We start from the raw sequence: 26,541 nt of genomic DNA, 5'->3' as shown, positions 1-26,541 counted from the left end.
CACCGCAAGCAGCGGGCCGGACACTTGTGGCCGGTCCCGCGCCGGAAATGCAGCCGGGACCGGGCGGTCCTCGGCATTGGAGCCGCCAGTCCCAAGCCGGGCACTGGCGGCGGTTCAGACGTTAGCTGACGCGTTCCAGTACCGCGGCGAAGAAGCCATCGGTCTGGTGCAGATGCGGGTAAAGCGCCAGCATCTCGGCATCTTCCGGCAAACCGGGCACCGTGATCTTTTGCTCGGCCAGCACCTGTGCGGCAGGGACCAGGCGGAAGGCAGGATGCGCGGCCAGGAAACCGCGCACGATGCCTTCGTTCTCGGCTTCCAGCACGCTGCAGGTCGCATAAACCACCCGGCCGCCCACCTTGACCAGACGCGCCGCGGATTCGAGGATGGCCGCTTGCTTGGCAGTCAGTTCCAGCACCGATTGCGGCGATTGGCGCCATTTCAGGTCCGGGTTGCGCCGCAGCGTACCCAGGCCGCTGCAGGGCGCATCCACCAGCACGCGATCGATCTTGCCGGCCAGACGCTTGATCTTGGCGTCATGCTCGGAGTCGATCAGTACCGGATGCACGTTCGACAGTCCGCTGCGCGCCAGGCGCGGCTTGAGGTTGGCCAGGCGCTTCTCGGACACATCGAACGCATACAGGCGCCCGGTGGAGCGCATCTGCGCCCCCAGCGCCAGCGTCTTGCCACCGGCACCCGCGCAGAAATCCACCACCATTTCGCCGCGCTTGGGCGCAACCAGGTTGCATAGAAGCTGGCTGCCTTCGTCCTGCACTTCGACCAGGCCGTTGACGAACAGCGGCAACTGGTTGAGCGCCGGCTTGCCGGCCAGGCGGATGCCGGCGGGGGCCATCGGCGTCGGCTCGGCCTTCAGGCCAGCGGCGGTCAGCTCGGCCAGCGCGGCTTCCTGGGTGGTCTTGACCAGGTTGGCGCGCAGGTCCAGCGGCGCGGGCCGCAGCCACGCGTCGCCCAGTGCTTCGACAAAGGCTTCGTCGTGGCGGGCGGCCAGCTGGTCGAACAGCCACTCAGGCAGGTTGGCGCGCACGCGCGGCGCCAGGCTGGCACGCTCGATTGTCGTCAGGCGATCGAGCCATTCGCCCTCTTCCGGCAGCAGGAACGGCGTCAGCGCATCCCGGCCCAGCGTGGCGGCTAGGCCGAGCAGGGCCAGTCGGCGCTGCGAGGCGCCCGTGCCGCTGGCAGCGAACTGCGAAAACTCGACACGCCGGCGCAATACGGCAAATACGGCTTCGGCGATGATGCCGCGTTCGCGATGGCCAAGCTTGGGGTTTTCGCGGAAGTAGTAGCTCACCACCACGTCGGAGGGGCGCGTGAACATCAGCACCTTGCCCAGCAGGCGGTCGATGTGCTGGATATGAACGGCGTGCAGGCCGCCATGCGGCCCGCGGCCCTGCTGCGGAGCATGGCTGTCGCCCGCGTCGCGCGGCCGGGCGGCCTGGCGGATCGGGGTACCCTTGTGCTTGTTGCGAACGGGCTGGCGCGCCCCTGCGGTATTCCGGCTCATTACTGCACCTCCGTAGCGGCAGCAAAGGCCGTAAATAACTGGGATTCGGGTGGTTCGACCCGGACTGCGCCGGCATGCACGCGCAGCCGGTCTTCGACAAACCAGCGCACCGCGCGCGGGTAGATCACGTGTTCGCTTGGCAACAGGCGCGTGGCCAGGCTCTCGGGCGTATCGTCCGGCAGCACGTCGAGCGCGGCCTGGACGATGACGGGGCCGTGATCGAGTTCCGGCGTGACGAAATGCACGCTGGCCCCGTGGACCTTGACACCCGCCTCGATGGCCTGCCGGTGCGTATGCAGCCCCGGAAAGCATGGCAGCAGCGAGGGGTGGATATTCAGCATGCGCCCGGCGTACTTGTCGACAAAGCCCGGCGTCAGGATGCGCATGAAGCCGGCCAGCACCACCAGGTCCGGCGCGAATGCGTCGATGGCCGTGGCCAGCGCCACATCGAAAGTGGCGCGATCAGCATATTGCGTGTGGTCCACCACACCGGTGGCCACGCCGTGCTCAGCGGCAAATTTCAGGCCTTCGGCGTCCGGCCGGTTCGACAGGACCGCCGCTACGCGCGCTGGCCAGCCTTCGGCGGCGCAGGCGCTGACGATGGCTTCCATGTTGGAGCCTCGCCCGGAAATCAGGATAACGATATTTTTCATCGCGCAATTCTACCAAGCCAGGGGCCGTACACGGCTAAAGCGAGCGCATTAGGCGCTTAAAACACGTGAAACCCTCATCGCAGCGCCGTTTCGCATGACCTATACGCAACGTAGGTACCCCTCCGACGGATTGTGACGCCTCGCCCGCTCTGCTAGAGTGGCTGCTATCGTCCACGCGCAGACCGTTAGCTCGGCTTTAAGTGACAACAAGGACGAACTGGGAAATTAGACGGGAAATCGCATGCCGAACGCTGCACCGACCTTGTTGGTGGTCGATGATCATCCTATGGCCTTGTCCGGCACTACCGCCTTCCTGGCGGAGGTGATGCCGGATGTCGCCGTCCATGCCGCCGGTAGCGCCAAGGAGGCGCTCAGTGCCTTGCAGCAAGGGCTCAGGCCTGACATCGTGCTGCTGGATATCTGGCTGACCGACGGTACCGGCTTCGACGCCATGCAGGCGCTCAAGACGCTGGTCCCTTCCGCCCGCTTTATTTTCATGTCGGCCGAGGCCACGCCCGAGATCGTAGGCCGCGCGCGGGCGCTTGCCGCCTACGGGTTCGTCGGCAAGCATCTCGATGCCAACGCATTCACAGCCGCCGTGCGCAAGGTGCTGGCAGGCGACACATCCTTTCCCTCCGACGAAGCGCTCAACGGCCGTGCCCAGTCCTTCGGACCGGCGCACGGCATTCCGGTCACGCCGGCGGAACTGGGACTGACCCCGCGCCAGGGCTCGGTGCTGGCGCTGGTACTGGAAGGGCTGCCCAACAAGGTCATCGCTCGGCGTCTCGGCCTGACGGAGAACACCGTCAAGGAACATGTCTCGGCGATCCTGCAGCGCCTCGGCGTACGCACCCGGATGCAGGTCATGTCGCGCATGGAGCGCTTCCGCCTGCGCCAGTAGCAGGCACCGCCGGCGCCAGCCGCCAATTGAAGACTCCGCAATGGGCCGGCGCGTTTGCGCCGGCCCATTTCGATTGTGCCTGTCAGGCCGCGTGCAGCCAGCGCCTGAGCAGCAGCCGCAACGCCGCCGGGTCGACGGGCTTGGGCAACACAAAGTAGCCAGCCTCCTCGGCTGCCGCCAGCGCGGCGGATTTCAGGTCGCCCGACAATAGGGCGCTACGTGCCTGCGGCTGTGTGTTCTGCCAGCGCTCCAGCAAGTCCAGGCCGTTCTCGCTGCCGGGCAGGCGCAAGTCGCAGAAGATGATGTCCGGCTTGAGCCCCTGGTGAAACAGCCGGTCCGCATCCGCGCCATGCGCCGCGCAGGCAACCTGGATGCCCCAGGCTTCCATCAGTGCAATCCACGCCTTGCGGATCTGGGTGTCGTCGTCGACCACCAGCACAGTGCCGCGCAAGTGATCGGGCTTGGCATCCTCGGCCAGCGCCGTAGCCCGCACGGCACGGATGGTGGCCACGGTCTCGGCCGGGACCGGCGCCAGCGAGAACCAGAATACCGAACCCCGTCCAGGCACCGAGCGCACGCCGTAGGTGCCGCGCATCAGGCGCACGCATTCCTTGAAAATCGCCAGCCCGAGTCCCAGGCCCTGGGACGGATCGCGCTGCGGGTTATGCACCTGGTAGTACGGGGAGAAGATGTCCGGCAGGTGCTCGGGCGTGATCCCGGCCCCGGTGTCCCAGACTTCCACGCGGATATGCTTGCGGCGCTCCCGCGCCGTTACCAGGACGCCGCCGCGCCGCGTATAACGCAGGGCGTTCTGCACGAGATTGAACAAGGCGCGGCGCAACAGCACCGGCTCGGCCATCGCGTACAACTCTTCGGGCACGCGCGGGGTCAGGGTCAGGCCGCTCTCTCGCGCGTCGGCGGCGAACTGGCTCATCACTTCGCTGATCAGGTGACTGAGTTCGCACGGCTCCAGCGTCGGCAGCACCTTGCGCCCTTCGAGCTTGGACAGGTCCAGCAGCGAGCGGAACAGCAGGTCGATGGTCTGGGTGCCGGCGGCCACCTGCTCGACCAGCGGATGGAGCGAGGAGGACTTGTTGCGGGCGCGCAGCGCCTCCACCAGCATCACCAGCGCGTGCACTGGCTGGCGCAGGTCGTGGCTGGCGGCGGCCAGGAAGCGCGATTTCTCCTCGCTGGCATGCAGCGCCCTCTCCTTTTCTTCCTGGAACTGCTTGGCCAGCCGCCGGCTCTCGCTTTCCAGCTGGATGGCCCGCACCAGCGTGCGCTGCAGGTTCAGGGCGTGGCGCGTAAGCATGATGGCGTAGACCACCAGCAGCAATTGCACGTAGGTGCCATGACCGGGAAATGCGTACTCGGCCAGCAGGATATTGGGCACCAGGATCGGTACGCCGGCATAGACCAGGTTGGACGGAACCGGAGACTGCGCGGTGACGCCGCCCGCCAGCACCCCGAGCGCCAGCAGGTACAGCACGCTGGAGAACACCGTGGAGCCGGAATACAGATGCAGCAGCGCCGAGCTGCCCCAGGTCAGCCCGGTCAGGAAGGCCATCGCGCGCATATTGGCCCACCATTTGCGCGTGTGCGCCGAGCGGCTCATGGTGGTGCCATCGCGCAGATAGCCAAAATAGAACCAGCTGGTGGCGGCGGTCAGCACCAGCATGACGCCGCACCAGCCGATCAGGGCGCTGTGGTCGGCGGCAGACCAGAAGGCGATCGCGGTCAGCGCCGGGAGCACCAGCGAGGCAACGATGGCGGTAGGGGAGACGCGATGGATGGTCGCCAGCAGCTTGGCCCGCGTTTCGGTATCGAGCGGAGGCCCTGGCGGCGGCAGGATTCGGTTAAGCAGCGCGTTCAAGGGAGGGCTGGGGGCAGCGAGTGCGATCCGCCGTATCATGCCGTCTTTTGTGGCATGGCGCCACGCCAAAGGGTCTATCCGTGCACAAAAACGCCAACCTCGGCGCCCACCGTGGTGCGGCCAGGCCAAACTTGTCCCCCATTCGCCTTATAATGCTCGCTTTAGTGCGACACGCACACTCGTGTCCGGGAAAAGAAGTAGCGCCCCAACGTAAGGGGCATCGACCTTGTTGGACCAGGGAGAGGGCTTCGGCCTGAACCCTGCAAGCCAACCAATCTCTTGCTTTGATGAACCTGGCCGGTAAAGCTAGGGAAGTCCGATGTGTTGAACGCCCGGCTCGCTAACGCCTGCCGAGTGTGTAGTACTTGCTATTGCTGGATAACCTCCAGCCATATCGCCCAAAGGCGGGGACGCTCGCCTTTGGGCGAATTCTCTGTAAACAGTCGCTCGAAAGAGGGGCTGGGTGCTCCAGCCACTAAGGTGGATGAAGCACCACATAGCTTTTGTATCGGTCAGATTGACCGACGCTACGTTCTTTGGGGCGGATGGGAGCACCTTCGGGAGTTCGCGTCGGCCGAGTATGGTCATATTGAGTCGAGAGAACCCGGATGTAGAGCGAAAGCTCTGCACGTTATGGTTCGGTCGTGCACGGTCGTGAGACTGCCGCGATAGAGAACCTGCTATGCGACTAGCAGTAGCCTAGGGAGACATGCGTCACTGGTAACGGTGGGGTGTGAAGCTTTCCTGACAATGTAGCCCCCGCAAGGGTGCCCACTCACCGCGAGGTGGGTTGGGTAGAGACTCCGAGCAGCAATGGGGTCGAGGAGCTAGGCTGGCTGGCATGGGTAACATATGTGAACTGCTGATAAACGTCGTAAGCATTGCGGTGCCAAAGCTGCTGATAGGCACTAACCAAACGGTACGTGGCTGGATACTTCGCTTAAAGCTCGAAGTACGTCGCTATGAAGCCACCGGCGGAGAGGCAGACCCTAAACCGGTCCTGTAACGTGTAGGGAACGTGGTAAGCCCGTATGGTTGCCAGAGTGCAGTTAGCTCCGGCAGGCGAACCGCAAGGAACGCTGTTAGCTGTGCGGGTATGGGAGGTTGGAAAAAGCGAATGCCGGGCTGTAATGGTCCGGATAGGGGTTGAAACATCATCCCACGCGAAAGCGGGCAGACTTCCAACTGGTCAATCGTCGCAGGACGGCTGACAGATCTCGCTTGATGTATTTTTACCTTCCCTTGAGGGGCAACATGTCCCTCAAGGGGCATGTTGTCTCTTGATTTTGGGAAGAATTCTCAAGATAGGAGAGCAGCATGGAAGAATTGATCCGCAAGGATGAATCTGCGCTCTCCGGCGCACCGCGAAACTGGGCTGCCATCGATTGGCGCCGAGTGGAGCGGAACGTTCGGGAAATGCAGATTCGAATTGCGAAGGCAACACAGGAAGGAGACTGGCGCAGGGTGAAAGCCTTGCAACGGTCTCTGACCCGCTCGTGGTCCGCCAAGGCATCGGCGGTGCGACGAGTGACGGAAAATCGTGGGAAGAAAACGGCAGGCGTTGATCGTGTGCTGTGGGATTCGCCTGAAACCCGGTGGGAAGCTATCGGGAAGTTGAAGCGCCGAGGGTATCGGCCCATGCCAATGCGGCGGGTCTATATCCCGAAGGCCAATGGGAAGGAGCGCCCACTAGGCATTCCGACCATGTTGGATCGAGCCATGCAGGCGCTATACCTGCTGGCGCTGGAGCCGGTGTCCGAAGGGATGAGCGATCCGAACTCATATGGGTTTCGCATCAATCGTTCCACGGCGGACGCCATGTCCCAGCTGTTCCTGAACCTGTCCAAAAAGGCTTCGGCCCAGTGGATTCTGGAAGGGGATATCAAGGGCTGCTTCGACCATATCAGTCATGACTGGCTGGAGAGCAATGTCCGAATGGACCGCGCGATCCTCCGGAAGTGGTTGAAAGCTGGCGTGGTATTTCAGGGCCAGTTTCAGGCAACCGATGCTGGAACGCCGCAGGGAGGCATCATCTCCCCAACGTTGGCAAATGTGGCGCTGAACGGTTTGGAAGAGCAACTGGTCAAGTTCTTAGGGACAAAACTGGGGGTCGCCAACACGAAGAAGCTGAAAGTGAATGTAGTGCGGTATGCGGACGACTTCGTGATCACCGGCAGTACGCCGGAAGTACTAGAGCGCGAGGTGAAGCCATGGGTAGAGCAGTTCCTGGCGGTAAGGGGACTGACGCTATCGATGGAGAAAACGCGGATCGTCAACATTGCGGAAGGTTTCGACTTCCTAGGGTGGAATTTCCGGAAGTACTCGGGGACTTTGCTCATCAAGCCAAGCAAGAAGAACGTGCAGACGTTCTATCGCAAGGTGAAGGAGGTCATAAGCCGCCACAAAGCGGTGAAGCAATCGGAGCTAATCCGGTTGTTGAACCCGATGCTGAGGGGCTGGGCGCAGTATCACAGCCCTGTTGTTGCGAAGGCGACGTTCACCCGTCTGGAGCACGAGGTCTTTAGGGCTCTATGGCGGTGGGCGAAACGGAGGCATCCAGGGAAGAGAGCCGACTGGGTACGAGCGAAGTACTTCGTATCGGATGGTCAGCGGAACTGGGTGTTTGGAACCACAGTTGCGAAAGACGACGGCAGTAAGGAAGAGTGGGAGCTGTACTCGCTTGCGGGTACCCCCATTCAGCGGCACAAAAAGATCAAAGGTGACTTCAATCCCTTTGATCCGGCGCAGGAGATGTATGGCGAAACCTTGCGACAGGAACGCATGCTCAAGAGCATGGCGCACCGGAAGCAGTGGATCAAGTTGTACATTTCTCAACAAGGCCGGTGTGCTCTGTGTCAGTGCAAGATGACCAAAGAGACGGGATGGCATGACCATCACATTGAGTACCGCATTGTTGGCGGTTCGGACGCTCTAGGAAATCGCGTGCTGCTGCACCCTAACTGTCACGTCCAAGTACACAACCACGGTATAACCGTTATGAAACCGGCCCCCTCAATTTGAGGGGATTTTGAAAGGCTTGAGCCGTATGCGGGGAAACTCGCACGTACGGTTCTTAGGGGGGGACGGGTCAGCAATGACCCTGTCCCTACCCTACCCCAAACGCTTGCTGCCGTCCTCGTGAAAGTCTTCCGTGGCCTGCCCAATGCCGAGAGCCGGGCGCCCTGCGCCCTCACCATCGGCAATTTCGACGGTGTGCACCGCGGCCACCAGTCGCTGCTTGCGCGCGCGCGCGCGGCGGCGGACGCACGCGGCCTGCCGCTGTGTGTGATGACGTTCGAGCCGCATCCGCGTGAATTCTTCACGCCTGACCAGGCCCCCACGCGCATTGCGCTGCTGCGCGACAAGCTCGAAAGCCTGCGCCGCAACGGCGTCGATCGCGTGGTCGTCGAGCATTTCAACGCGCATTTCGCCGCGCAATCTCCCCAGGCGTTCGTCGAGAACGTGCTCTGGCACGGCCTGCACACGCGCTGGCTGCTGGTCGGCGACGACTTCCGCTTCGGCGCCAGGCGCGCGGGCGATTTTGCCTACCTGCAGCAGGCCGGGCGCCAGTTCGGCTTCGACGTCGAGCAGATGGGCTCGGTGTCCGAAGGCGGCGTGCGCATCTCGAGCTCCGCGGTACGGCAGGCACTGACCGAGGGCGACCTCGAACACGCGCGCCGTCTGCTCGGCCACGGCTATGCCATCAGCGGCCATGTGGTCCATGGCCGCAAGCTCGGGCGCGACCTGGGCTTTCCCACCATCAACCTGCGCATCTCGCACAAGCGGCCGGCTGTCAACGGCATCTTCGTGGTACAGGTGCACGGGCTGGCCGAGCACGCGTTGCCGGGCGTGGCCAGCATCGGCGTGCGGCCGACCATCGAGGATGCCGGCCGGGTGCTGCTGGAAGTCCACCTGTTCGACTTCAATCAAAGCATCTACGGCAAGCTGGTGCGGGTCGAATTCATGAAAAAGCTCCGCGATGAAGCCCGCTTCGACAGCCTGGATGAACTGACCGCGGCCATTGCCAAGGACAGCGCGGACGCCCGCGCCTTCTTCGGCCTGACCGTGCCGGGCTCGCCCGAGGGCACGCCCCCGGCAGCGGGCGGCCGCGACTTCGCCACCTCCGCCACCGACCGAATTAGCTAGCGCCCCGTTCCCGCGAGGCGGGACCCGGGTCGCTACCCCACCCGAACCAGCCCGCGGCTCCGCCGCAGCCCGTCCACGCCATACCGCGCGCCGCGCCCAGCCGAGCTAGTGCCGCGCGCCAACCGAATTGCCCCGAGAATCGACATGTCCAACGACAAACGCGCCAAGCCCGAAAAAAGCAAGTATCCGGTCAACCTGCTGGAAACTCCCTTCCCGATGCGCGGCGACCTGCCCAAGCGCGAGCCGCTGTGGGTCAAGCAATGGCAGGACAAGCAGCTCTACAAGAAGATCCGGGCAGCTCGCAAGGGCGCCAAGAAATTCATCCTCCATGACGGCCCCCCGTACGCCAACGGCGACATCCATATCGGGCACGCGGTCAACAAGATCCTCAAGGACATGATCGTCAAGGCGCGCGGCCTGAGCGGCCTGGACGCCGTCTATGTGCCGGGCTGGGACTGCCATGGCATGCCGATCGAGATCCAGATCGAAAAGCAGTTCGGCAAAGGCCTGCCGGTGCAGGAGGTGCAATCGCGCGCCCGCGCCTACGCCACCGAACAGATCGCCCGCCAGAAGCTGGACTTCGAGCGCCTGGGCGTGCTGGGCGACTGGGAACATCCCTACATGACCATGAACTACAGCAACGAAGCCGACGAGCTGCGCGCGCTGGGCAAGATCATGGAGAAGGGCTATGTATTCCGCGGCCTGAAGCCGGTGAACTGGTGCTTCGACTGCGGCTCGGCGCTGGCCGAGGCCGAGGTCGAGTACAAGGACAAGACCGATCTCTCCATCGACGTGGGCTTCCCCTTCGCCGATACCGACAAGCTGGCTCACGCCTTCAAGGTGCCGCTGGAGCAGCTCGCGGCCAAACCCGGCTGGATCGTGATCTGGACCACCACGCCGTGGACCATCCCGTCCAACCAGGCGCTGAATGTGCACCCGGAAGTCGAATACGCGCTGGTCGACACCGCGCGCGGCTTCCTGCTGCTGGCCACCGAGCGCGTCGAGGAACAGCTCAAGGTCTACGAACTGGAAGGCAAGGTGCTGGCCACCACGACCGGCGCGGCGCTGTCGGAGATCCGCTTCCACCACCCGCTGTCCAAGATGGACGCGGGCTATGACCGCCTGTCGCCGGTCTACCTGGGCGACTACGTCACCACCGATACCGGCACCGGCATCGTGCACTCGGCGCCGGCCTATGGCGTGGAGGATTTCCAATCGTGCAAGGCGCACGGCATGCGCGACCACGACATCATCAGCCCGGTGATGGGCGATGGCGTCTATGCCAGCACGCTGCCGCTGTTCGGCGGCCAGAAGATCTGGGACGCCAATCCCAAGATCGTCGAAGTGCTGAAGGCATCGGGCAACCTGTTCAACTCGCACAAGTACACCCACAGCTATATGCACTGCTGGCGTCACAAGACGCCGATCATCTACCGCGCCACCTCGCAATGGTTCGCGGGCATGGACGTTGACCCTGTCGACAACGGCGCCACCTTGCGCGAAACCGCGCTGGCCGGCATCGAGGCGACGGAGTTCTACCCGGCCTGGGGCAAGCAGCGCCTGCATAACATGATCGCCAACCGGCCCGACTGGACCTTGTCGCGCCAGCGCCAGTGGGGCGTGCCGATGGCCTTCTTCCTGCACAAGGAAACCGGCGCGCTGCACCCGCGCACGCCGGAGCTGCTTGAGGAAATCGCCAGGCGCGTGGAACTGCACGGCATCGAAGCCTGGCAGGCGCTCGATCCCAAGGAACTGCTCGGCGAGGAAGCCGCGCTGTATGAAAAGAACCGCGACACGCTCGACGTCTGGTTCGACTCCGGCACCACGCACTGGAGCGTGATCCGCGGCTCGCACCGTGAAGACCTGTACGACCCGTCGGCCGACCTGCCCGACGGCCGCCTGGCAGATCTGTACTTGGAAGGCTCGGACCAGCACCGCGGCTGGTTCCATTCGTCGCTGCTGACCGCTTCGATGCTGTACGGCAAGCCGCCCTACAAGGCGCTGCTGACGCACGGCTTCACGGTGGACGGCGAAGGCCGCAAGATGTCCAAGTCGGTCGGCAATACCGTGTCGCCGCAGGACGTGTCGAACAAGATGGGCGCCGAGATCATCCGCCTGTGGGTGGCCTCGACCGACTATTCGGGCGAGCTGTCGATCTCCGACGAAATCCTGAAGCGCGTGGTGGAAGGCTATCGCCGCATCCGCAATACGCTGCGCTTCCTGCTGGCCAACCTGGCCGACTACGATCACGCGCAGCACGCGCTGCCGGCATCGGAATGGCTGGAGATCGACCGCTATGCGGTCGCGCTGACGGGGCGCCTGCAAAAGGAAGTCCTGTCGCACTACGACGGCTACGAGTTCCACCCTGTGGTCGCCAAGCTGCAGACGTTCTGCTCGGAAGACCTCGGCGGCTTCTACCTCGACGTGCTGAAGGACCGGCTCTACACGACCGCGCCCAACGCCAAGGAGCGCCGCGCCGCGCAGAATGCCGTGTACCACATCACCCAGGCCATGCTGCACTGGATGGCGCCGTTCCTGTCCTTTACCGCCGAAGAAGCGTGGCAGATCTTCGGCCATGGCACCGGGCACACCGACACCATCTTCACCAGCACCTACTACGACGTGCCGGAGATCGACCAGGCCGACGACCTGCTGCAGAAGTGGCACGTGATCCGCGAAGCCCGCGCCGAAGTCACCAAGCAACTGGAAGCGGTGCGCGTTGACGGCGAGATCGGCTCCTCGCTCCAGGCCGAAGTCACCATCCAGGCCGGCGGCCCGGTGCTGGCCGCGCTGCAGAGCCTGGAGGACGACCTGCGCTTCGTGCTGCTGACCTCCGCCGCCAAGGTAGCGCCGGCGCCGGAAGGCGGCGACCTGCTGGTCACGGTGACGCCGTCGGTGCACGCCAAGTGCGAGCGCTGCTGGCACTACCGTGCCGATGTTGGCCGCGATCCGGCCCACCCCACCCTCTGCGGCCGCTGCGACAGCAACCTGTTCGGCGCCGGTGAACACAGGAGCCATGCCTGATGGCCACCACCACCACGCGCTCCGCGCGCGGCACCAAGCGCGCCAGCAGCAAGGGCAGCAACACCACCCCGCTGCTGTGGATGGCGTTCGCCCTGCTGGTGATCGTGCTGGACCAGTTCTTCAAGATCGTAATCGTCAGGACCTTCGCCTACGGCGAATCGCGCCCCGTGACCAGCTTCTTCAACCTGGTGCTGGTCTATAACAAGGGCGCCGCCTTCAGCTTCCTGGCCGACGCCGGCGGCTGGCAACGCTGGTTCTTTACCGGCCTGGGCGTGGTGGTGGGCCTGTTCATCATCTGGATGCTGTACCGCCATACCGGGCAGCGTTTGTTCTGCTTCGCCATCTCGCTGATCCTCGGCGGCGCCATTGGCAATGTGCTGGACCGGGTGGTGTACGGCCATGTCGTCGACTTCCTCGACTTCCACATGCGCAACTACCACTGGCCCGCGTTCAACGTGGCCGACTGCGCCATCACAGTGGGTGCGGTGCTGCTGATCGTGGACGAGTTGCGGCGGGTCCGGAAGCACTGAAGCAGCAGTCACCTGCACCGCGCTCCTGGGTGCAAAACGTTCCAACTGCGCCCGCGTCATGCGGGCGTTTTCCATGGTGCCGCCGAATTCGCATGATGGCGACGCGCGAGGCACGGCGGCAGCGCCGCCAACGCGCGCGCGGGCAAGCCGGTATTATTGACGTTTCTCCGGCGCGGGGGGTAGCAAACGCTGCCAGCTGCCGCGGCACCCGGACCACAACCCTCAAGCGAAGAGCACATCCATGGATCTGCGAGGCAAGCATCTCGTCCTTGGCCTGACCGGCGGCATCGCCTGCTATAAATCGGCCGAACTGGTCCGCCTGCTGACCAAGGCCGGCGCGACCGTGCAAGTGGTCATGACCGAGGGCGCCACCCAGTTCATCACGCCTGTGACCATGCAGGCACTCTCCGGGCGGCCTGTCTTCACCTCCCAATGGGATGCGCGCGTGGGCAACAATATGGCCCACATCGATCTCTCCCGCGAAGCCGATGCCATCGTGGTTGCGCCCACCTCCACCGATTTCCTGGCGAAGCTGGCGCACGGCCTGTGCGATGACCTGCTGACCACCCTGTGCATGGCCCGCGACTGTCCGCTGCTGGTGGCTCCCGCCATGAACCTGCAGATGTGGTCGGCCCCCGCCACCCAGCGCAACGCCGCGCAACTGCGCGCGGATGGCGTAACGGTACTGGGCCCTGGCAGCGGCGACCAGGCTTGCGGCGAAGTCGGCGATGGCCGCATGCTGGAGCCGGCGGAACTGCTCGACGACATCATTGCGTTCTTCCAGCCCAAGCCGCTGGCCGGGCGCCGTGTGGTGATCACGGCAGGCCCCACCTTCGAAGCCATCGACCCGGTGCGTGGCATCACCAACCGTTCCTCGGGCAAGATGGGTTTTGCCATCGCGCGCGCGGCCCGCGAGGCCGGCGCCGACGTGATCCTGGTGGCCGGCCCGACGGCCCAGCCCACGCCGCGCGGGGTTGCCCGCACCAATGTGGAGAGCGCGCAGCAGATGCATGACGCGGTGCTGGCGGCCTTGCCCGGCGCCGACGTGTTTGTTGCGGTCGCCGCGGTAGCGGACTGGCGCCCGGCCGAAGTCGCCGGCCAGAAATTGAAGAAGGCCAACGACAGCGACACACCGACGCTGCGCTTTGTGCAGAACCCCGACATCCTCGCCACCGTGGCGGCGCGGCCCGATGCGCCCTACTGCGTGGGCTTTGCCGCCGAGAGCGAAAAGCTCGAGCAATACGGCGAACAGAAGCGCCAGCGCAAGAACGTGCCCTTGCTGGTGGGCAATATCGGCCATCACACCTTCGGCATGGACGACAACGAGATCGTGCTGTTCGATGCCCAAGGCATGACCCGCCTGCCGCGCGCCGACAAGCTGACGCTGGCGCGCGACCTGGTAGCGGCTATCGCCCGGCGCTTGCCCGCACCCCGTTGAGCCCGCGCTTGCTCCGCCTCCGAACGCCACCCCGCCCGAACCCCTGAACATGTCCGCAAGCAAACCCAAACTGCGCCTCTCCGTGCTCGACCAGAGCCCGGTCATTGCCGGTCATACCGCGCGCGACGCCCTGGCCGCCACCGTGGAGCTGGCTCAGGCCGCCGATGCGCTGGGCTACACCCGCTATTGGTGTGCCGAGCATCACGGCCTGCGCGGTGTGTGCAACCCGGCGCCGGAAGTCATGCTGGCGCGCCTGGGCAGCGTCACGCAGCGTATCCGCCTCGGCTCGGGCGGCGTGATGCTGCCCTATTACAGCCCCTTCAAGGTAGCGGAGCAGTTCCGCATGCTGGAGGGCTTGTTCCCGGGCCGCATCGATCTTGGCGTGGGACGCGCGCCGGGCGGCGACATGCGTACCGCGCAGGCGGTGGCGATGGGCCAGTACAACCGCGGCGACCAGTTCGCCGAGCAGGTACAGGACCTATCCTGGCTCTTCCGTGGCGAGGTGCCGCCGGGCCATATCGCCGAAGGCGTGGTGCTGCAGCCCGAGATCGATACCCGGCCCGAGCTGTGGGTGCTGGGCTCCAGCGACTACGGCGGCGCCCTGGCGGCACGCCTGGGGCTGCGCTTTGCATTTGCCCACTTTATCAATCCGCATGTCGGCCATGCCGTCGCTCAGCAGTACCGCCGCAATTTCGAGGCGGGCTACGACGAGCGGCCCTACAGCGCGGCGGCCATCTTCGTGATCTGCGCGGACAGCGAGGCCGAAGCGGCGGAACTGGAGCGCGCCGTGGACCTGCGCCGGCTGCAGATGGCCTACGGCGTCAACGCCCCGATCCCCTCGCTGGCGCAGGCCGCCCAGCACGAGCCCACCGAACGCGATCGCCTGATCGTGGAACGCGAGCGCCCGCGCACCATTTGCGGCACTCCGGAGCAGGTCGCGCAGCGCATGCTGGACCTGCGCGAGCGCTTCCTCGCCGATGAACTGGTCGTGCTGAGCGTGACCGCCAGCTATGCCGCGCGGCTGCGCACCTACGAGCTGCTGGCACAGGCGTTTGACCTGTCGGGCGGCTGAGCTCGGCTATCAYCTCGGGTTGCCAACGTTTTTTGTTTTCCGGGACTGACCAGCCATGACCATCGAAGCCAACCCCACCGTCGAAATCAAGGTGCTCGACGCACGCCTGCACGAATGGGGCCTGCCGGCTTACCAGAGCGATATGGCGGCAGCGATCGACCTGCACGCCTGCCTGGACGCGGCACTCGTCATCGAACCCGGCACGCCGGCCCAACTGGTGCCGGCCGGCATCGCCGTGCACATGGCCAATCCCTATATGGCGGCCACCATCGCCCCGCGCTCGGGTCTCGGCCACAAGAAAGGGCTGGTGCTGGGCAACTCGATCGGTGTGATCGACGCCGACTACCAGGGCCCGATCATGGTGAGCGTGTGGAACCGCAACGCGCCCGGCACCGAGCCGATCGTGATCCAGCCGGGCGAGCGTATCGCGCAGATGATGTTTGTACCGGTGCTGCGGCCCGTATTCAAGACCGTGGAAGACTTTTCGGAAGACACCGTGCGCGGCGCGGGCGGTTTTGGCTCCACCGGCGTCCACCACGCCAAGAACGGCGCCTGAGCCAGGTCAGGGGGCGCGCTCAGCGCGCCTGTTCGAACAGCAGCGCCACGCCGCCGGCAACGGAGGCGGGGATAAGGCTTTCGTCGGGACCAAGATCGAGCGCGCCCACACGCGCGGCGCGCCAGCCCTGACGGGCCGCGGCCAGATCGCTGGTACGCAGCCGGATGGCTGCATAACCAGGCACGGCACGGCGCACGTGTTCGGTGCCGGTGGCGGCGGCCAGCGCCTGTGGCGTGGTCACCACCAGCGTGGCGCCATCCAGCGCCAGGCTGCAGATGTGATCGCTCAACTGCGTCATCTCGCCGCCGGTGAGTTCGGCATAAGCGCGGCCAGCCGCCTCGACCAGGCACGGCGCCACCACCAGGAACATCGCGGCGATGCCGGTCGCGCCGTTGGCATGCGTGGTCCACTCTGGCCGCCACAGCAGCTCCGGCGTACGGTGCTCGCAGATAAAAAAGCGCGCGCCGGGCGCATCGTCGATCGCCGCGACACGGAAGGTGGCGGGCTGCTCGGTGCCATCGTCCAGCCGCACCGGCCGCGAGAACTCGATCGGGTCCGATGTGTGCCAGCCATCGGCGCGCAACTGCGCCGCGGCGGTGAAGGTATCGCTGCTCTTGCAGGACAGCGCGGCGCAGCCGCCTCCGGCTTCCTGCGCATCCCAGTAATACTGCCGCGTCGGGCTGGGTGCGGTGACGTGCAGCAACTCGAGATAGTCGCGCGCCAGCATCACGCAATGGTTCTGCGAGCCGAGCGTGTGATAACCGCGGGGGGTCAGCGTGAAGCCAAACCCGCGCCAGGCTTGCGCCGAAGCGTCAAGGTCGGGACACACCATCACGGCGTGGTCTAGCAGTTCCATCGTCATCGCTACCTCTACCTCTCGCTTCACACTTCAATCGAACTGGATATTGGCCTTGCGCGCCACCGCCTGCCATTTATCGTGCTCGTGCCGTACCAGGCTGGCCAGCTCGGCAGGCGAGCCGCCCACGATCTCGAATCCCTGCATGGCCAGCGCATCGACCACGCGCTGCTGCCGCAAGGATCGGACCAAGGCATYGTGCAAGCGCGCCACGGTCGGCTCCGGCAACCCGGCCGGGCCAAACACCCCGATCCAGGAATAGGCCTCGAAGCCCCGATATCCCTGCTCGGCCACGGTGAGCAACTGCGGGAACTGGCGCAGGCGGGTAGTACCGGTCACGCCAAGCAGCTTGACCGTCTTGGCTGCCACATGCGCCTGTACCGCCGCATAGCTGGAGAAAAATACGTCGACTTCATTCGATAGCACGGCCTGCACCGCCGGGCCGCCACCTTTGTATGGAACATGGAGAAAGCGCACGCCGGCCTCGGTCGCCAGCGCCTCGGCGGCAAGCTGGTTCAGGCTGCCGATGCCGGACGAAGCGTAGTGAATGCTCTCCGGCTTCTGCCGCGCCATGGCGACCAGTTCCTTCACATTGGAAGCTGGCAACGAGGGGTTGGCCGCGATCACCAGCGGAAAGCGGACCAGTTGCGTGATCGGCGTGAAGTCGCGGAAGGTGTCGTACGGCAGGTTTTTGTAGGCAAACGGGTTGATGGCGTGCGTGTCGAACGCCATCAACAAGGTGCTGCCGTCCGGCCGGGCACGCGCCACCGTACTCGACGCGATCAGGCCTCCCGCGCCGGGCTTGTTGTCGATCACCACCGTCTGGCCGAGCCCGCTCTTGAGGCCGGGCTGCAACTGGCGCGCCACGATATCGACGCTGCCCCCTGGCGGGAACGGCAGCACCATGGCAATGGGGCGACTGGAACCGGCGGCAGTGGCATCGCCACCCAGGGCAGCCATGCCGGGCACGGGAATCAGGGGCATCGCGCCAAGCGGCAACGATTTGAGCAGCAGGCGGCGCAGCCGCGAGCATTCGGATCGGGACATCGGGTACTCAGGCGAATGGCGGGAACACAGCTGCGGCGGCAACCGCACCCGGCCAAAACAAAAAGGGCGGCATCGCTGCCGCCCTGTATTTTGCCCGAGGATAGCACGAATTGCAGGCAAGGTCCGCTCTGCCCACCCTCCGCACTTCGTCCTAGACTTCCGCCTTCTCGTTTTCCGGCGATTCCGGCGGTTCCGCGGCAGCCTCGGCAAAGTCCAGCTTGATCTGGTCCTGCTCGTCGAGATCCACTACCACCCTGCCACCGGATACCAGCTTGCCGAACAGCAGTTCGTCGGCCAGCGCCTTGCGGATCAGGTCCTGGATCAGGCGTTGCATCGGCCGCGCGCCCATCAGCGGGTCGAAGCCCTTCTTGGCCAGGAACTTGCGCAGATGCTCGCTGAAGCTGGCTTCCACCTTCTTCTCGTGGAGCTGCTCCTCGAGTTGCATCAGGAACTTGTCGACCACGCGCAGGATGATTTCCTCATCGAGCGAACGGAAGCTGATCATCGCATCGAGCCGGTTACGGAACTCCGGCGTGAACATCCGCTTGATGTCAGCCATCTCGTCGCCCTGCTCGCGCGAGGACGTGAAGCCGATGGTGGCGCGGTTCATGGTTTCCGCTCCCGCATTGGTGGTCATGATGATGATCACGTTGCGGAAGTCAGCGCGGCGGCCGTTGTTATCGGTCAGCGCGCCATGGTCCATCACCTGCAGCAGGATATTGAAGATATCCGGATGCGCTTTCTCGATTTCGTCCAGCAGCAGCACACAGTGCGGCTTCTTGGTAACGGCCTCGGTCAGCAGGYCGCCCTGGTCGAAGCCGACATATCCCGGCGGCGCGCCGATCAGCCGGCTCACCGCATGGCGCTCCATGTATTCGGACATGTCGAAGCGCAGCAATTCGATGCCCATGATGAAGGCAAGCTGCTTGGCGACTTCAGTCTTGCCCACCCCGGTCGGACCGGAGAACAGGAAAGAGCCGATTGGCTTGTCGGTCTTGCCCAGGCCGGCGCGCGACATCTTGATGGCCGAAGCCAGYGCCTCGATGGCCGGGTCCTGGCCGAACACCACGGACTTCAGGTCGCGGTCCAGGGTCTGCAGCTTGCTGCGGTCGTCCTGGTTGACGCTCTGCGGCGGGATGCGTGCGATGCGCGAGACGATATCCTCTATCTCGCCCTTGCCGATGGTCTTCTTCTGCTTGGACTTGGGCAGGATGCGCTGGGCGGCGCCAGCCTCGTCGATGACATCGATGGCCTTGTCCGGCAGGTGGCGGTCGGTGATGAAGCGCGCCGACAGTTCGGCTGCCGCGGTCAGGGCCGCCGCCGCGTACTTGACGCCATGGTGCTCCTCGAAGCGCGACTTCAGGCCGCGCAGAATCTGCACGGTCTGGTCGACCGACGGCTCCACCACGTCGATCTTCTGGAAACGGCGCGACAGGGCCGCGTCTTTTTCGAAGATGCCGCGATATTCGGTGAAGGTGGTGGCGCCGATGCACTTGAGCTGGCCCGACGACAGTGCCGGCTTGAGCAGGTTGCTGGCGTCCAGCGTTCCGCCCGAAGCGGCGCCCGCGCCGATCAGCGTGTGGATCTCGTCGATAAACAGGATCGCGTTCGGATTGTCCTTGAGCGATTTGAGCACGCCCTTCAGGCGTTGCTCGAAATCGCCCCGGTACTTGGTGCCGGCCAGCAGGGCACCCATGTCGAGCGAGTACACGACCGCCTTTTCCAGGATGTCGGGCACTTCGTTCTTGGTGATGCGCCAGGCCAGCCCTTCCGCGATCGCGGTCTTGCCGACTCCAGCCTCGCCCACCAGCAACGGATTGTTCTTGCGCCGGCGGCACAGCACCTGGACCACCCGCTCGACTTCGCTCTCGCGGCCGATCAGCGGATCGATCTTGCCGGCCTTGGCCAGCGTGTTCAGGTTCTGGGTGAACTGCTCCAGCGGGCTTTCCTTGCCATCGCCGCCTTCACCCTCGGCCGTGCCGTCGCCATGCTTGGCGGGCTCGGCCTGGTCCTTGCGGATGCCGTGGCTGATGAAATTGACCACATCCAGCCGGGTCACGCCCTGCTGCTGGAGGTAGTACACCGCGTGTGAGTCCTTCTCGCCAAAGATCGCCACCAGGACATTCGCCCCGGTCACTTCCTTCTTGCCGTTGGAAGTGGACTGGACATGCATGATGGCGCGCTGGATGACGCGCTGGAAGCCCAGCGTAGGCTGGGTATCCACCTCGTCGGTGCCAGGCACCACGGGCGTGTTGTCCGCGATGAAGTTCTTCAGACTGGTGCGCAAATCCTCAATATTGGCTGCGCAGGCGCGCAAGACTTCCGCTGCCGTGGGGTTGTCAAGCAACGCCAGCAGCAGGTGCTCCACGGTAATGAACTCGTGGCGTGCCTGCCGGGCTTCAACAAACGCCATGTGCAGGCTGACTTCCAATTCTTGCGCAATCATGCTTCCTCCATCACGCATTGCAACGGATGACCCGCCTGCCGTGCGTGGGTTGACACCAGCTCGACCTTCGTCGCCGCGATATCCCTGGTATAGATACCGCAGACTCCCTTACCTTCCCGGTGGACGGTGAGCATGATCTGCGTCGCCGTCTCCCGGTCCCTGCTGAAATACTGCTGCAGGATCATCACGACGAACTCCATCGGGGTGAAGTCGTCATTCAGCAGCAACACCTTGTACATGGCGGGCGGTTTGAGCGCCTGCTCTTTCCGCTCCAGTACGGTGCCTGCTTCGCGTTGTGGGACATTTGCCAGCCGTGTAGCCATGGCTTTATTCTAACCCTTACGCACAACTCTGCAATTTGGGGAAAAGACGCCGGATTCAAGAGGCCGATGCAGCGGCCATCCAAATTCCGGAGATGCCGAAGGCATCCGGGTTCACCTCTTGGGCTGGACGCAGTTGCTGTGCAGCCCTCCCCTCCAAAATACCATCTACAGCCGTTCCTTTCCCGCCACACCCTACCGGGAGTGGGGAATCTGCCAACTTGACAGTGCGCAGGTTTGACAGAAGAATCGTTCGCACATTCACGTCTGGTTACGCGAGCCAAAGCAATAAGCCGGACCTGGGTGATCCGTGAGCAGGGAGGCCCACGAATCCGGCGGCGGCGAGTCAGCACATGAAACTGGCCGCTACGCGGTGTCCGCAAAGTCGTGTCATCGTACCTGGCCCGGTTCCACCGGACTGGGGCGCATGGCCAGGCACGCCGGGCACCCGGCTGGCCGCGGCGCTTTCCCCCGCTCGTATCGTGCTTTTTTTGTTGGGGGAGTTTATGGCAAGCGGTATCGTCAAATGGTTCAATGACGCCAAGGGCTTTGGGTTCATCAAGCCGGACGACGGCGAAGAAGAGCTGTTTGCGCACTTTTCGGCCATCCAGATGAGTGGCTTCAAGACCCTGAAAGAGGGTCAGCGCGTGTCCTTCGAAATCATCCAGGGTCCCAAGGGCAAACAAGCCACCAATATCCAGGACGGCGCCTGAGGGCAAGGTGCGCGACCGCACCAGCCGACAGAGCTTGAGGCGGTCACGACAGGATGCGGGGGAATCATCCCCGGAACGGGATCGGCCTGCCGCCCCCCGGACATCGCCTGGCCTCCATAGCCGGCGCGCCGTGTCCAGACCAGCAAGCTGAACAGCAGCACGTAGCGCATCCGACAAAAAGCCCGGTCAGGTCAATGCCGGGCTTTTTGTTTGCCAATTGGCTGGCATCGGCTACTGTCCGTCCTCATGGCATGGGCGCAGCATCCGCGCTCGCCGCCTGCCCCCGGTAGGCTGCCAGCAACGCCTGCCACCACTCGCCATTCCGTTGCAGAAATACGCCTTCCGGGAAGCCGTGGCGCGCCACATGCCCTTGCGGCACGCTATCCCAGCCGCGATGTTCGACGGTGACCCTGGTCTGATCGCCCACCGCGGTGAAACTGACCTCGACCTGGGTGGCCTGGTCCGGCCCGAAGTTCGCCTGCCGCCAGCCAAAGGCCAGCCGCACGCCGGGCTCCCAGGCCGTAACGGTGCCAATCGCGAATACCGATCCATCGCGGCATGTCTCGACCAGCCGGCCGCCCTCGCCCGGTTCGAACGACAGCACGCCGGGCCTGCCTGGCCCGACCTGGAACAGCATATTGGGGCGCCACCACAGTGCGATATCACGGGTGAACACCTCGAAAGCGCGCCGCGGCGTAGCCGTCACCCGCAAGGAAACCTGCACGCACGCGCTCATTCTCCGGCCTCCAGATGGGCCTTGAAGGCCGTGAGTTGCTCCGCCCAGAGCTGCTCTGTCTGCTCCAGCCAGGCCTTGAGTTCACTCATCGGCCCTGCCCGCAGGGCATAGATGCGCACACGGGCATCGAAGCCCGATGGCGACTGATGGGATTCTTCGATCAGCGCGCCCCCCTTGAGCACCCGCAGATGCCGGCTCATCGCCTGCGGGCTGAGGCCGGTGGCCCGCRCAATCTCGCCGGCGCGCATTGGCCGCTCGCGCAACAAATCCACTACCTGGCGCCGGCTGGGATCGGCCAGCGCCGCCAGGGTGCGGTCAAGCGAAGCAACGAAACTTCCTGCAGCTGCGAGTCGAACCGGGGATGGCGCGCACGCAGCGTACAGAAGTCGAGGCGAATCGAATGGTGTGCGTGGCAGTGTCCGGTGCGCAGACCTCCGCGACAGCGCCGGGACTATTCTCCCGCGAGACACACGCAACGGCGCGCATTGACTCGGCGGAATACCGGATGAAATTGGTCGACGTGAGCGCGGCAAGTACCGCTTTCATCCGCGCCAGGCCGGATGCCATCGCAAACGCGGGCCGTGCGCTAGGTAGTCCCAAACCAGAGCAGGAACCACCTGATTTGTGCGCAAAACAGCACCAAAATCAATCGGACATTTCTGCACGTGCTGTGAGCATTTTCATTATGTGCCCCATTCGTACTTTTCCCATGTCGATCAGGGTCCGCTTGCCGCGCAGTACGTCCTGATTCGGGATGAAAAAAACCCCGGCGACCTTTGAGTCGCCGGGGTTTTCGGTTCAGGCTGAGACGGCCTGATCTGCGCTTACATATTGTCGATCATCACCTGCCCAAAGCCCGAGCACGACACCTGCGTCGCACCCTCGAGCAGGCGGGCGAAGTCATACGTGACCCTCTTCGACAGGATGGACTTCTCCATCGACGAGATGATCAGGTCGGCGGCTTCGGTCCAGCCCATGTGGCGCAGCATCATTTCGGCGGAGAGGATTTCGGAACCCGGGTTCACGTAGTCCTTGCCGGCGTACTTCGGCGCGGTGCCATGGGTGGCTTCGAACATGGCCACGGAATCGGACAGGTTGGCGCCCGGGGCAATGCCGATGCCGCCAACCTGCGCCGCCAGCGCGTCGGAGATGTAGTCGCCGTTCAGGTTCAGCGTCGCGATGACCGAGTACTCCGCCGGGCGCAGCAGGATCTGCTGCAGGAACGCGTCGGCGATGGCGTCCTTGATCACGATTTCCTTGCCGGTCTTCGGATTCTTGAACTTGCACCACGGGCCACCGTCGATCAGTTCGGCACCGAATTCCTGCTGGGCCAGCTCGTAGGCCCAGTCACGGAAGCCACCTTCGGTGAACTTCATGATGTTGCCCTTGTGCACGATGGTCACCGACGGCTTGTCGTTGTCGATCGCATACTGGATGGCCTTGCGCACCAGGCGCTTCGTGCCTTGCTTGGAAACCGGCTTGACGCCGATGCCCGAGGTGTCCGGGAAACGGATCTTCTTCACGCCCATTTCGTTCTGCAGGAAGGCGATCAGCTTCTTGGCCTGGTCGCTTTCCGCTTCCCACTCGATGCCGGCGTAGATGTCTTCCGAATTCTCGCGGAAGATCACCATGTCGATTTTTTGCGGCTCGCGCACCGGCGAGGGCACGCCCTTGAAGTAAGCCACCGGGCGCAGGCAGACGTACAGGTCGAGTTGCTGGCGCAGTGCGACGTTGAGCGAACGGATGCCGCCACCGACCGGCGTGGTCAGCGGGCCCTTGATCGACACCACGTATTCCTTCAGGACCTCAAGGGTTTCGTCAGGCAGCCACACATCGGGGCCATATACCTTGGTCGACTTCTCGCCAGCATAGATCTCCATCCAGGAGATCTTGCGCTTGCCGGCGTAGGCCTTGGCCACGGCAGCGTCGACCACCTTGATCATCACCGGGGTGATATCCAGTCCCGTACCGTCGCCTTCGATGAAAGGGATGATTGGATTGTCCGGAACATTCAGCGAAAAATCCTGGTTGACCGTGATCTTCTCGCCGGCCGGCACCTTGATGTGTTGATACATGACGTCTCCAGTACGGAACGGGGGTTCGTAACGTGCCGCCCAGGTTCGTGACCGGACGGCGAGATGTGAGTGGCGCGCGGGCATTTTAGCGGGGTTCGATGCGGTTACGATGCCGCACCGCAACACGCGCCGCCTGCCCAGCCAAGCGTCAGAGGCAATTCAGTCTTATATAAGACACAAGACCGTTTTGTATTATGCAGCAAAATTTCATGATCCGCTATCCTGCCGGAACCCGCGCCGCCACGCGGGCTGCGGCATACTGGCGCCCGTGATGCCCTGGGGCCCGGCCATCGGCACGGCCCTGGCGTYGCCTACCCCGACTCGCTTCCCGCCCCTGATGACGCTGATTGCCCTGAACAAACCCTTCGGCACCATGAGCCAGTTCTCCGCGCACCCTACGCGCCCTACGCTCGCCGACTGCGTGCAACGCCCCGGCGTGTATCCGGCGGGACGGCTCGATGCCGACAGCGAAGGCTTGCTGCTGCTGACCGACGACGGCGCCCTGCAGGCGCGCATTGCCGACCCGCACCACAAGCTGCCGAAGACCTATCTGGCGCAGGTGGAAAACAGACCGGACGAAGCCGCGCTCGCGCGCCTGCGCGGCGGAGTCGATCTCGGCGACTTCCGCACGCTGCCGGCGCGAGCACAGTGCATCGATGAACCCGGCTTCCTCTGGCCGCGCAATCCTCCGGTGCGGTTTCGCGCAGCCATTCCAACCCAATGGCTGGAAATCGAAATCCGCGAGGGTAAAAACCGCCAGGTACGGCGCATGACGGCGGCTGTGGGCTTCCCCACCTTGCGCCTGTTGCGCGTACAGATCGGCGCGCTAGATCTGCGCACGCTCGGACTCGCGCCTGGGCAATGGTGCGAGATCGATCCGGCGATGCTCGGCATCGAGGCTGTCACGGCGCCGCGTGCCAACGCACCGGTGCGCCGCGCGCGCGCGGGTGGGGCAGCGAATCCGCAAGGCCCGCAGCGCCATCCACGCCCCCGCTCAAGAAGTTACAAAAATTAACAGTTCGTGAGTCAACGGCTCACCGGTCCGTTTCGTTTTTGACACTGACGCGTCGTATAACGAGTCAACTCTTCCGAATCGATTTCACCTTCCGAGGTAGATAGCATGAACAAACTGATCGCTGCTCTGGTTGCCGGCCTGTTCGCCACCGGCGCTTTCGCCCAAGCCGCCGCTCCGGCACCGGCAGCTCCGGCTGCTGCAGCGCCCGCCGCTGAAGCCCCGGCTGCAAAGCCCGCGACGAAGAGCACCAAGAAGTCCACCAAGAAGCACGCTCACAACAAGACCAAGGCTGCCCCGGCTGCCCCGGCTGCCAAGGCCGACGCTGCAACGAAGTAAAGATTTGCAGGCAGGCCGGGCATTGCGCCCGGCTAGCAAGGCAGGCTGCCCGCAAGGCGCCTGCTTTTTTTTTGCCTGCGATGGCCAGGCGCCAAAAGCGCGCGCCCGTCACCGTAGCCTGCAGCAACAAATGCGAACTATCCGATGGCGCCGCTCGCCCGATAGCTGCGCTATGCTGGCGGGTCCCGAACCGTCCAAATCGCCGTTCCTTCCATGCGCCCTGTCATCAAAAACCTGCTCGCCGGCGGCTGCGCCCTTGCCGCCCTGACGTCCGCCTCTGCCCAGTCGCCGGCTAGTTTGCCGGTCCGGCAACTCAGCGCGGGCATGTACGCCATCAAGGCGGAAATCGCCGCTACGCCGGAAGCCCGGGAACGCGGCCTGATGTATCGCAAAACCATGCCCGCCAACGAGGGCATGCTGTTCGTCTTCGATGAGAAGGCCGGACATTGCTTCTGGATGAAAAATACCGACCTGCCGCTGTCGATCGCCTTCCTGGCCGATGACGGCTCCATCGTCAATATCGAGGACATGGCGCCCCAGACCGAGGACAACCACTGCCCGCGCGCAGCGGTGCGCTACGCGCTGGAGATGAACAAGGGATGGTTCGCGCAGAAGGGCCTGAAGGCCGGCGCGAAGATCGGCGGCCTGCCGCAGCCCAGATGATGGCCAAGCGCGGCAGCACGGCTGCCGCGCCAATTTGCGACAAGGTCAGTCGCGGAAGTTATTGAAGTCCAGCGGGGCTTCCGGAACATCCTTGCGCAGCAGCGCGATCACGCTCTGCAGATCGTCGCGCTTGGTACCGGTAACGCGCACCGCGTCGCCCTGGATGCTGGCCTGTACCTTGATCTTGCTGTCCTTGATCATCTTGACGATTTTCTTGGACAGGTCACCGGTGACGCCCTTCTTGATGGTGATGACCTGCTTGACCTTGTCGCCACCGATGCGCTCGGTCTTGCCGTAGTCCAGGAAGCGCACGTCGACATTGCGCTTGGCCATCTTGCTGATCAGCACGTCCTTGACCTGGCCGAGCTTGAAATCGTCATCGGCGAAAGCCGTGAGTTCGTTCTCCTTGTGCTCGACCCGCGAATCCGAACCCTTGAAGTCAAAGCGGTTCGTGATTTCCTTGTTGGCCTGCTCGACCGCGTTCTTCACCTCGATCATGTTCGCTTCGCACACTACGTCAAACGACGGCATTGCATTCTCCTTGTCTTGCTGCGTGTTGCTGTGTATTGCCACTTGCCCGCGGCAGTCCCGCAGGCTTTGTCCTGGGCGCGCGCCGGCT

General features: G+C 64.1%; 23 protein-coding genes. 12 read left to right on the top strand and 11 right to left on the bottom strand.

Going from position 1 to position 26,541, the window contains the following annotated elements; translation table 11 throughout:
* Positions 1 to 121 precede the first annotated feature (121 nt).
* Together AC1DT6_RS12035 and purN are read right to left on the bottom strand one after the other, a co-directional pair.
* On the bottom strand, positions 122 to 1,522 hold the full coding sequence (locus AC1DT6_RS12035; RefSeq protein ID WP_035867358.1) for an RsmB/NOP family class I SAM-dependent RNA methyltransferase: 1,401 nt from the start codon (positions 1,520 to 1,522) through the stop codon (positions 122 to 124).
* Positions 1,522 to 2,175 carry a phosphoribosylglycinamide formyltransferase gene (purN, locus tag AC1DT6_RS12030; protein ID WP_441626368.1) on the bottom strand — a complete coding sequence of 218 codons (654 nt, stop codon included), beginning with the start codon at positions 2,173 to 2,175 and terminating at the stop codon, positions 1,522 to 1,524. Before purN ends, AC1DT6_RS12035 begins: the two co-directional genes overlap by 1 nt.
* 241 nt (positions 2,176 to 2,416) lie before the next feature.
* On the opposite strand from purN, the gene AC1DT6_RS12025 reads away from it, so the two are divergent.
* Entirely contained in the window at positions 2,417 to 3,076 is a 660-nt protein-coding gene (locus tag AC1DT6_RS12025) for a response regulator (protein WP_441626366.1), read from the top strand.
* A gap of 82 nt (positions 3,077 to 3,158) precedes the next feature.
* Here AC1DT6_RS12025 and AC1DT6_RS12020 read toward each other — a convergent pair whose 3' ends face one another.
* A complete protein-coding gene (locus AC1DT6_RS12020; protein ID WP_441626364.1) occupies positions 3,159 to 4,988 on the bottom strand; it encodes a hybrid sensor histidine kinase/response regulator in 1,830 nt (609 codons plus the stop codon).
* A 1,278-nt stretch (positions 4,989 to 6,266) separates the two neighbouring features.
* On the opposite strand from AC1DT6_RS12020, the gene ltrA reads away from it, so the two are divergent.
* From ltrA to dut, 7 genes are all read left to right on the top strand, one after another.
* Positions 6,267 to 7,970: a group II intron reverse transcriptase/maturase gene (gene ltrA, locus AC1DT6_RS12015; protein ID WP_477114704.1), complete on the top strand. Its 1,704-nt coding sequence runs from the start codon at positions 6,267 to 6,269 to the stop codon at positions 7,968 to 7,970.
* A 117-nt stretch (positions 7,971 to 8,087) separates the two neighbouring features.
* Positions 8,088 to 9,095 (top strand): bifunctional riboflavin kinase/FAD synthetase, encoded by a 1,008-nt coding sequence (locus AC1DT6_RS12010; RefSeq protein ID WP_441626360.1) that lies wholly within the window; start codon positions 8,088 to 8,090, stop codon positions 9,093 to 9,095.
* A 144-nt stretch (positions 9,096 to 9,239) separates the two neighbouring features.
* A complete protein-coding gene (gene ileS / locus AC1DT6_RS12005) occupies positions 9,240 to 12,119 on the top strand; it encodes an isoleucine--tRNA ligase (RefSeq protein WP_441626358.1) in 2,880 nt (959 codons plus the stop codon).
* Positions 12,119 to 12,649, top strand: a complete 531-nt coding sequence (gene lspA, locus AC1DT6_RS12000; protein ID WP_035867371.1) for a signal peptidase II — start codon at positions 12,119 to 12,121, stop codon at positions 12,647 to 12,649. Before ileS ends, lspA begins: the two co-directional genes overlap by 1 nt.
* A 241-nt stretch (positions 12,650 to 12,890) precedes the next feature.
* Entirely contained in the window at positions 12,891 to 14,087 is a 1,197-nt protein-coding gene (gene coaBC, locus AC1DT6_RS11995; protein ID WP_441626355.1) for a bifunctional phosphopantothenoylcysteine decarboxylase/phosphopantothenate--cysteine ligase CoaBC, read from the top strand.
* 49 nt (positions 14,088 to 14,136) lie between these two features.
* Positions 14,137 to 15,159 carry an LLM class flavin-dependent oxidoreductase gene (locus tag AC1DT6_RS11990; protein WP_441626353.1) on the top strand — a complete coding sequence of 341 codons (1,023 nt, stop codon included), beginning with the start codon at positions 14,137 to 14,139 and terminating at the stop codon, positions 15,157 to 15,159.
* 55 nt (positions 15,160 to 15,214) lie between these two features.
* On the top strand, positions 15,215 to 15,715 hold the full coding sequence (dut, locus tag AC1DT6_RS11985; protein ID WP_035867378.1) for a dUTP diphosphatase: 501 nt from the start codon (positions 15,215 to 15,217) through the stop codon (positions 15,713 to 15,715).
* Between the two features lie 19 nt (positions 15,716 to 15,734).
* On the opposite strand, the gene AC1DT6_RS11980 is transcribed toward dut, so the two are convergent.
* From AC1DT6_RS11980 to clpS, 4 genes are all read right to left on the bottom strand, one after another.
* Positions 15,735 to 16,577 carry a VOC family protein gene (locus tag AC1DT6_RS11980; RefSeq protein WP_441626402.1) on the bottom strand — a complete coding sequence of 281 codons (843 nt, stop codon included), beginning with the start codon at positions 16,575 to 16,577 and terminating at the stop codon, positions 15,735 to 15,737.
* 27 nt (positions 16,578 to 16,604) lie between these two features.
* Entirely contained in the window at positions 16,605 to 17,618 is a 1,014-nt protein-coding gene (locus AC1DT6_RS11975) for a Bug family tripartite tricarboxylate transporter substrate binding protein (RefSeq protein WP_477114703.1), read from the bottom strand.
* A gap of 151 nt (positions 17,619 to 17,769) precedes the next feature.
* On the bottom strand, positions 17,770 to 20,064 hold the full coding sequence (gene clpA / locus AC1DT6_RS11970) for an ATP-dependent Clp protease ATP-binding subunit ClpA (RefSeq protein ID WP_477114702.1): 2,295 nt from the start codon (positions 20,062 to 20,064) through the stop codon (positions 17,770 to 17,772).
* Positions 20,061 to 20,387, bottom strand: coding sequence for an ATP-dependent Clp protease adapter ClpS (clpS, locus tag AC1DT6_RS11965; protein WP_006157525.1), 327 nt, complete (start codon positions 20,385 to 20,387; stop codon positions 20,061 to 20,063). The genes clpA and clpS overlap by 4 nt, the downstream gene beginning before the upstream one ends.
* Positions 20,388 to 20,890: 503 nt before the next feature.
* Between clpS and AC1DT6_RS11960 the strand changes: the two genes are divergently transcribed.
* A complete protein-coding gene (locus AC1DT6_RS11960; RefSeq protein ID WP_017229665.1) occupies positions 20,891 to 21,097 on the top strand; it encodes a cold-shock protein in 207 nt (68 codons plus the stop codon).
* Positions 21,098 to 21,341: 244 nt separating this feature from the next.
* On the opposite strand, the gene AC1DT6_RS11955 is transcribed toward AC1DT6_RS11960, so the two are convergent.
* The 3 genes from AC1DT6_RS11955 to icd all read right to left on the bottom strand — a co-directional run bounded on the left by AC1DT6_RS11955 (position 21,342) and on the right by icd (position 23,908).
* A complete protein-coding gene (locus tag AC1DT6_RS11955) occupies positions 21,342 to 21,833 on the bottom strand; it encodes an SRPBCC family protein (RefSeq protein WP_441626347.1) in 492 nt (163 codons plus the stop codon).
* Complete coding sequence (locus tag AC1DT6_RS11950) at positions 21,830 to 22,303, bottom strand: ArsR/SmtB family transcription factor (protein WP_477114711.1); 474 nt, start codon at positions 22,301 to 22,303, stop codon at positions 21,830 to 21,832. Before AC1DT6_RS11950 ends, AC1DT6_RS11955 begins: the two co-directional genes overlap by 4 nt.
* Before the next feature lie 354 nt (positions 22,304 to 22,657).
* Positions 22,658 to 23,908, bottom strand: a complete 1,251-nt coding sequence (gene icd / locus AC1DT6_RS11945; protein WP_477102529.1) for an NADP-dependent isocitrate dehydrogenase — start codon at positions 23,906 to 23,908, stop codon at positions 22,658 to 22,660.
* Between the two features lie 337 nt (positions 23,909 to 24,245).
* On the opposite strand from icd, the gene AC1DT6_RS11940 reads away from it, so the two are divergent.
* The 3 genes from AC1DT6_RS11940 (at position 24,246) to AC1DT6_RS11930 (ending at position 25,922) form a co-directional block, all read left to right on the top strand.
* Complete coding sequence (locus AC1DT6_RS11940) at positions 24,246 to 24,923, top strand: pseudouridine synthase (protein WP_441626398.1); 678 nt, start codon at positions 24,246 to 24,248, stop codon at positions 24,921 to 24,923.
* A 105-nt stretch (positions 24,924 to 25,028) separates the two neighbouring features.
* Positions 25,029 to 25,259, top strand: coding sequence for a hypothetical protein (locus tag AC1DT6_RS11935; RefSeq protein WP_035867390.1), 231 nt, complete (start codon positions 25,029 to 25,031; stop codon positions 25,257 to 25,259).
* Between the two features lie 213 nt (positions 25,260 to 25,472).
* Entirely contained in the window at positions 25,473 to 25,922 is a 450-nt protein-coding gene (locus AC1DT6_RS11930) for a DUF192 domain-containing protein (protein ID WP_276291158.1), read from the top strand.
* A 45-nt stretch (positions 25,923 to 25,967) separates the two neighbouring features.
* Here AC1DT6_RS11930 and AC1DT6_RS11925 read toward each other — a convergent pair whose 3' ends face one another.
* Positions 25,968 to 26,453, bottom strand: coding sequence for a YajQ family cyclic di-GMP-binding protein (locus AC1DT6_RS11925; protein WP_035867396.1), 486 nt, complete (start codon positions 26,451 to 26,453; stop codon positions 25,968 to 25,970).
* Positions 26,454 to 26,541: the final 88 nt, after the last annotated feature.

This window comes from Cupriavidus sp. 01L45 (assembly GCF_056399885.1).
The sequence above is the reverse complement of the archived record's forward strand: the minus strand, read 5'-3'. Positions and strand labels throughout refer to the sequence as shown.

Coding starts and splice junctions, on each gene's coding strand:
- AC1DT6_RS11960 (WP_017229665.1), top strand. CDS start 20,891: ATGGCAAGCGGTATCGTCAAATGGTTCAATGACGCCAAGGGCTTTGGG.
- icd (WP_477102529.1), bottom strand. CDS start 23,908: ATGTATCAACACATCAAGGTGCCGGCCGGCGAGAAGATCACGGTCAAC.
- AC1DT6_RS11935 (WP_035867390.1), top strand. CDS start 25,029: ATGAACAAACTGATCGCTGCTCTGGTTGCCGGCCTGTTCGCCACCGGC.
- dut (WP_035867378.1), top strand. CDS start 15,215: ATGACCATCGAAGCCAACCCCACCGTCGAAATCAAGGTGCTCGACGCA.
- AC1DT6_RS11940 (WP_441626398.1), top strand. CDS start 24,246: ATGACGCTGATTGCCCTGAACAAACCCTTCGGCACCATGAGCCAGTTC.
- AC1DT6_RS11990 (WP_441626353.1), top strand. CDS start 14,137: ATGTCCGCAAGCAAACCCAAACTGCGCCTCTCCGTGCTCGACCAGAGC.
- coaBC (WP_441626355.1), top strand. CDS start 12,891: ATGGATCTGCGAGGCAAGCATCTCGTCCTTGGCCTGACCGGCGGCATC.
- AC1DT6_RS11930 (WP_276291158.1), top strand. CDS start 25,473: ATGCGCCCTGTCATCAAAAACCTGCTCGCCGGCGGCTGCGCCCTTGCC.
- purN (WP_441626368.1), bottom strand. CDS start 2,175: ATGAAAAATATCGTTATCCTGATTTCCGGGCGAGGCTCCAACATGGAA.
- AC1DT6_RS11980 (WP_441626402.1), bottom strand. CDS start 16,577: ATGACGATGGAACTGCTAGACCACGCCGTGATGGTGTGTCCCGACCTT.
- AC1DT6_RS11955 (WP_441626347.1), bottom strand. CDS start 21,833: ATGAGCGCGTGCGTGCAGGTTTCCTTGCGGGTGACGGCTACGCCGCGG.
- AC1DT6_RS11925 (WP_035867396.1), bottom strand. CDS start 26,453: ATGCCGTCGTTTGACGTAGTGTGCGAAGCGAACATGATCGAGGTGAAG.
- clpS (WP_006157525.1), bottom strand. CDS start 20,387: ATGGCTACACGGCTGGCAAATGTCCCACAACGCGAAGCAGGCACCGTA.
- ltrA (WP_477114704.1), top strand. CDS start 6,267: ATGGAAGAATTGATCCGCAAGGATGAATCTGCGCTCTCCGGCGCACCG.
- AC1DT6_RS12025 (WP_441626366.1), top strand. CDS start 2,417: ATGCCGAACGCTGCACCGACCTTGTTGGTGGTCGATGATCATCCTATG.
- AC1DT6_RS12020 (WP_441626364.1), bottom strand. CDS start 4,988: ATGATACGGCGGATCGCACTCGCTGCCCCCAGCCCTCCCTTGAACGCG.
- lspA (WP_035867371.1), top strand. CDS start 12,119: ATGGCCACCACCACCACGCGCTCCGCGCGCGGCACCAAGCGCGCCAGC.
- AC1DT6_RS12035 (WP_035867358.1), bottom strand. CDS start 1,522: ATGAGCCGGAATACCGCAGGGGCGCGCCAGCCCGTTCGCAACAAGCAC.
- ileS (WP_441626358.1), top strand. CDS start 9,240: ATGTCCAACGACAAACGCGCCAAGCCCGAAAAAAGCAAGTATCCGGTC.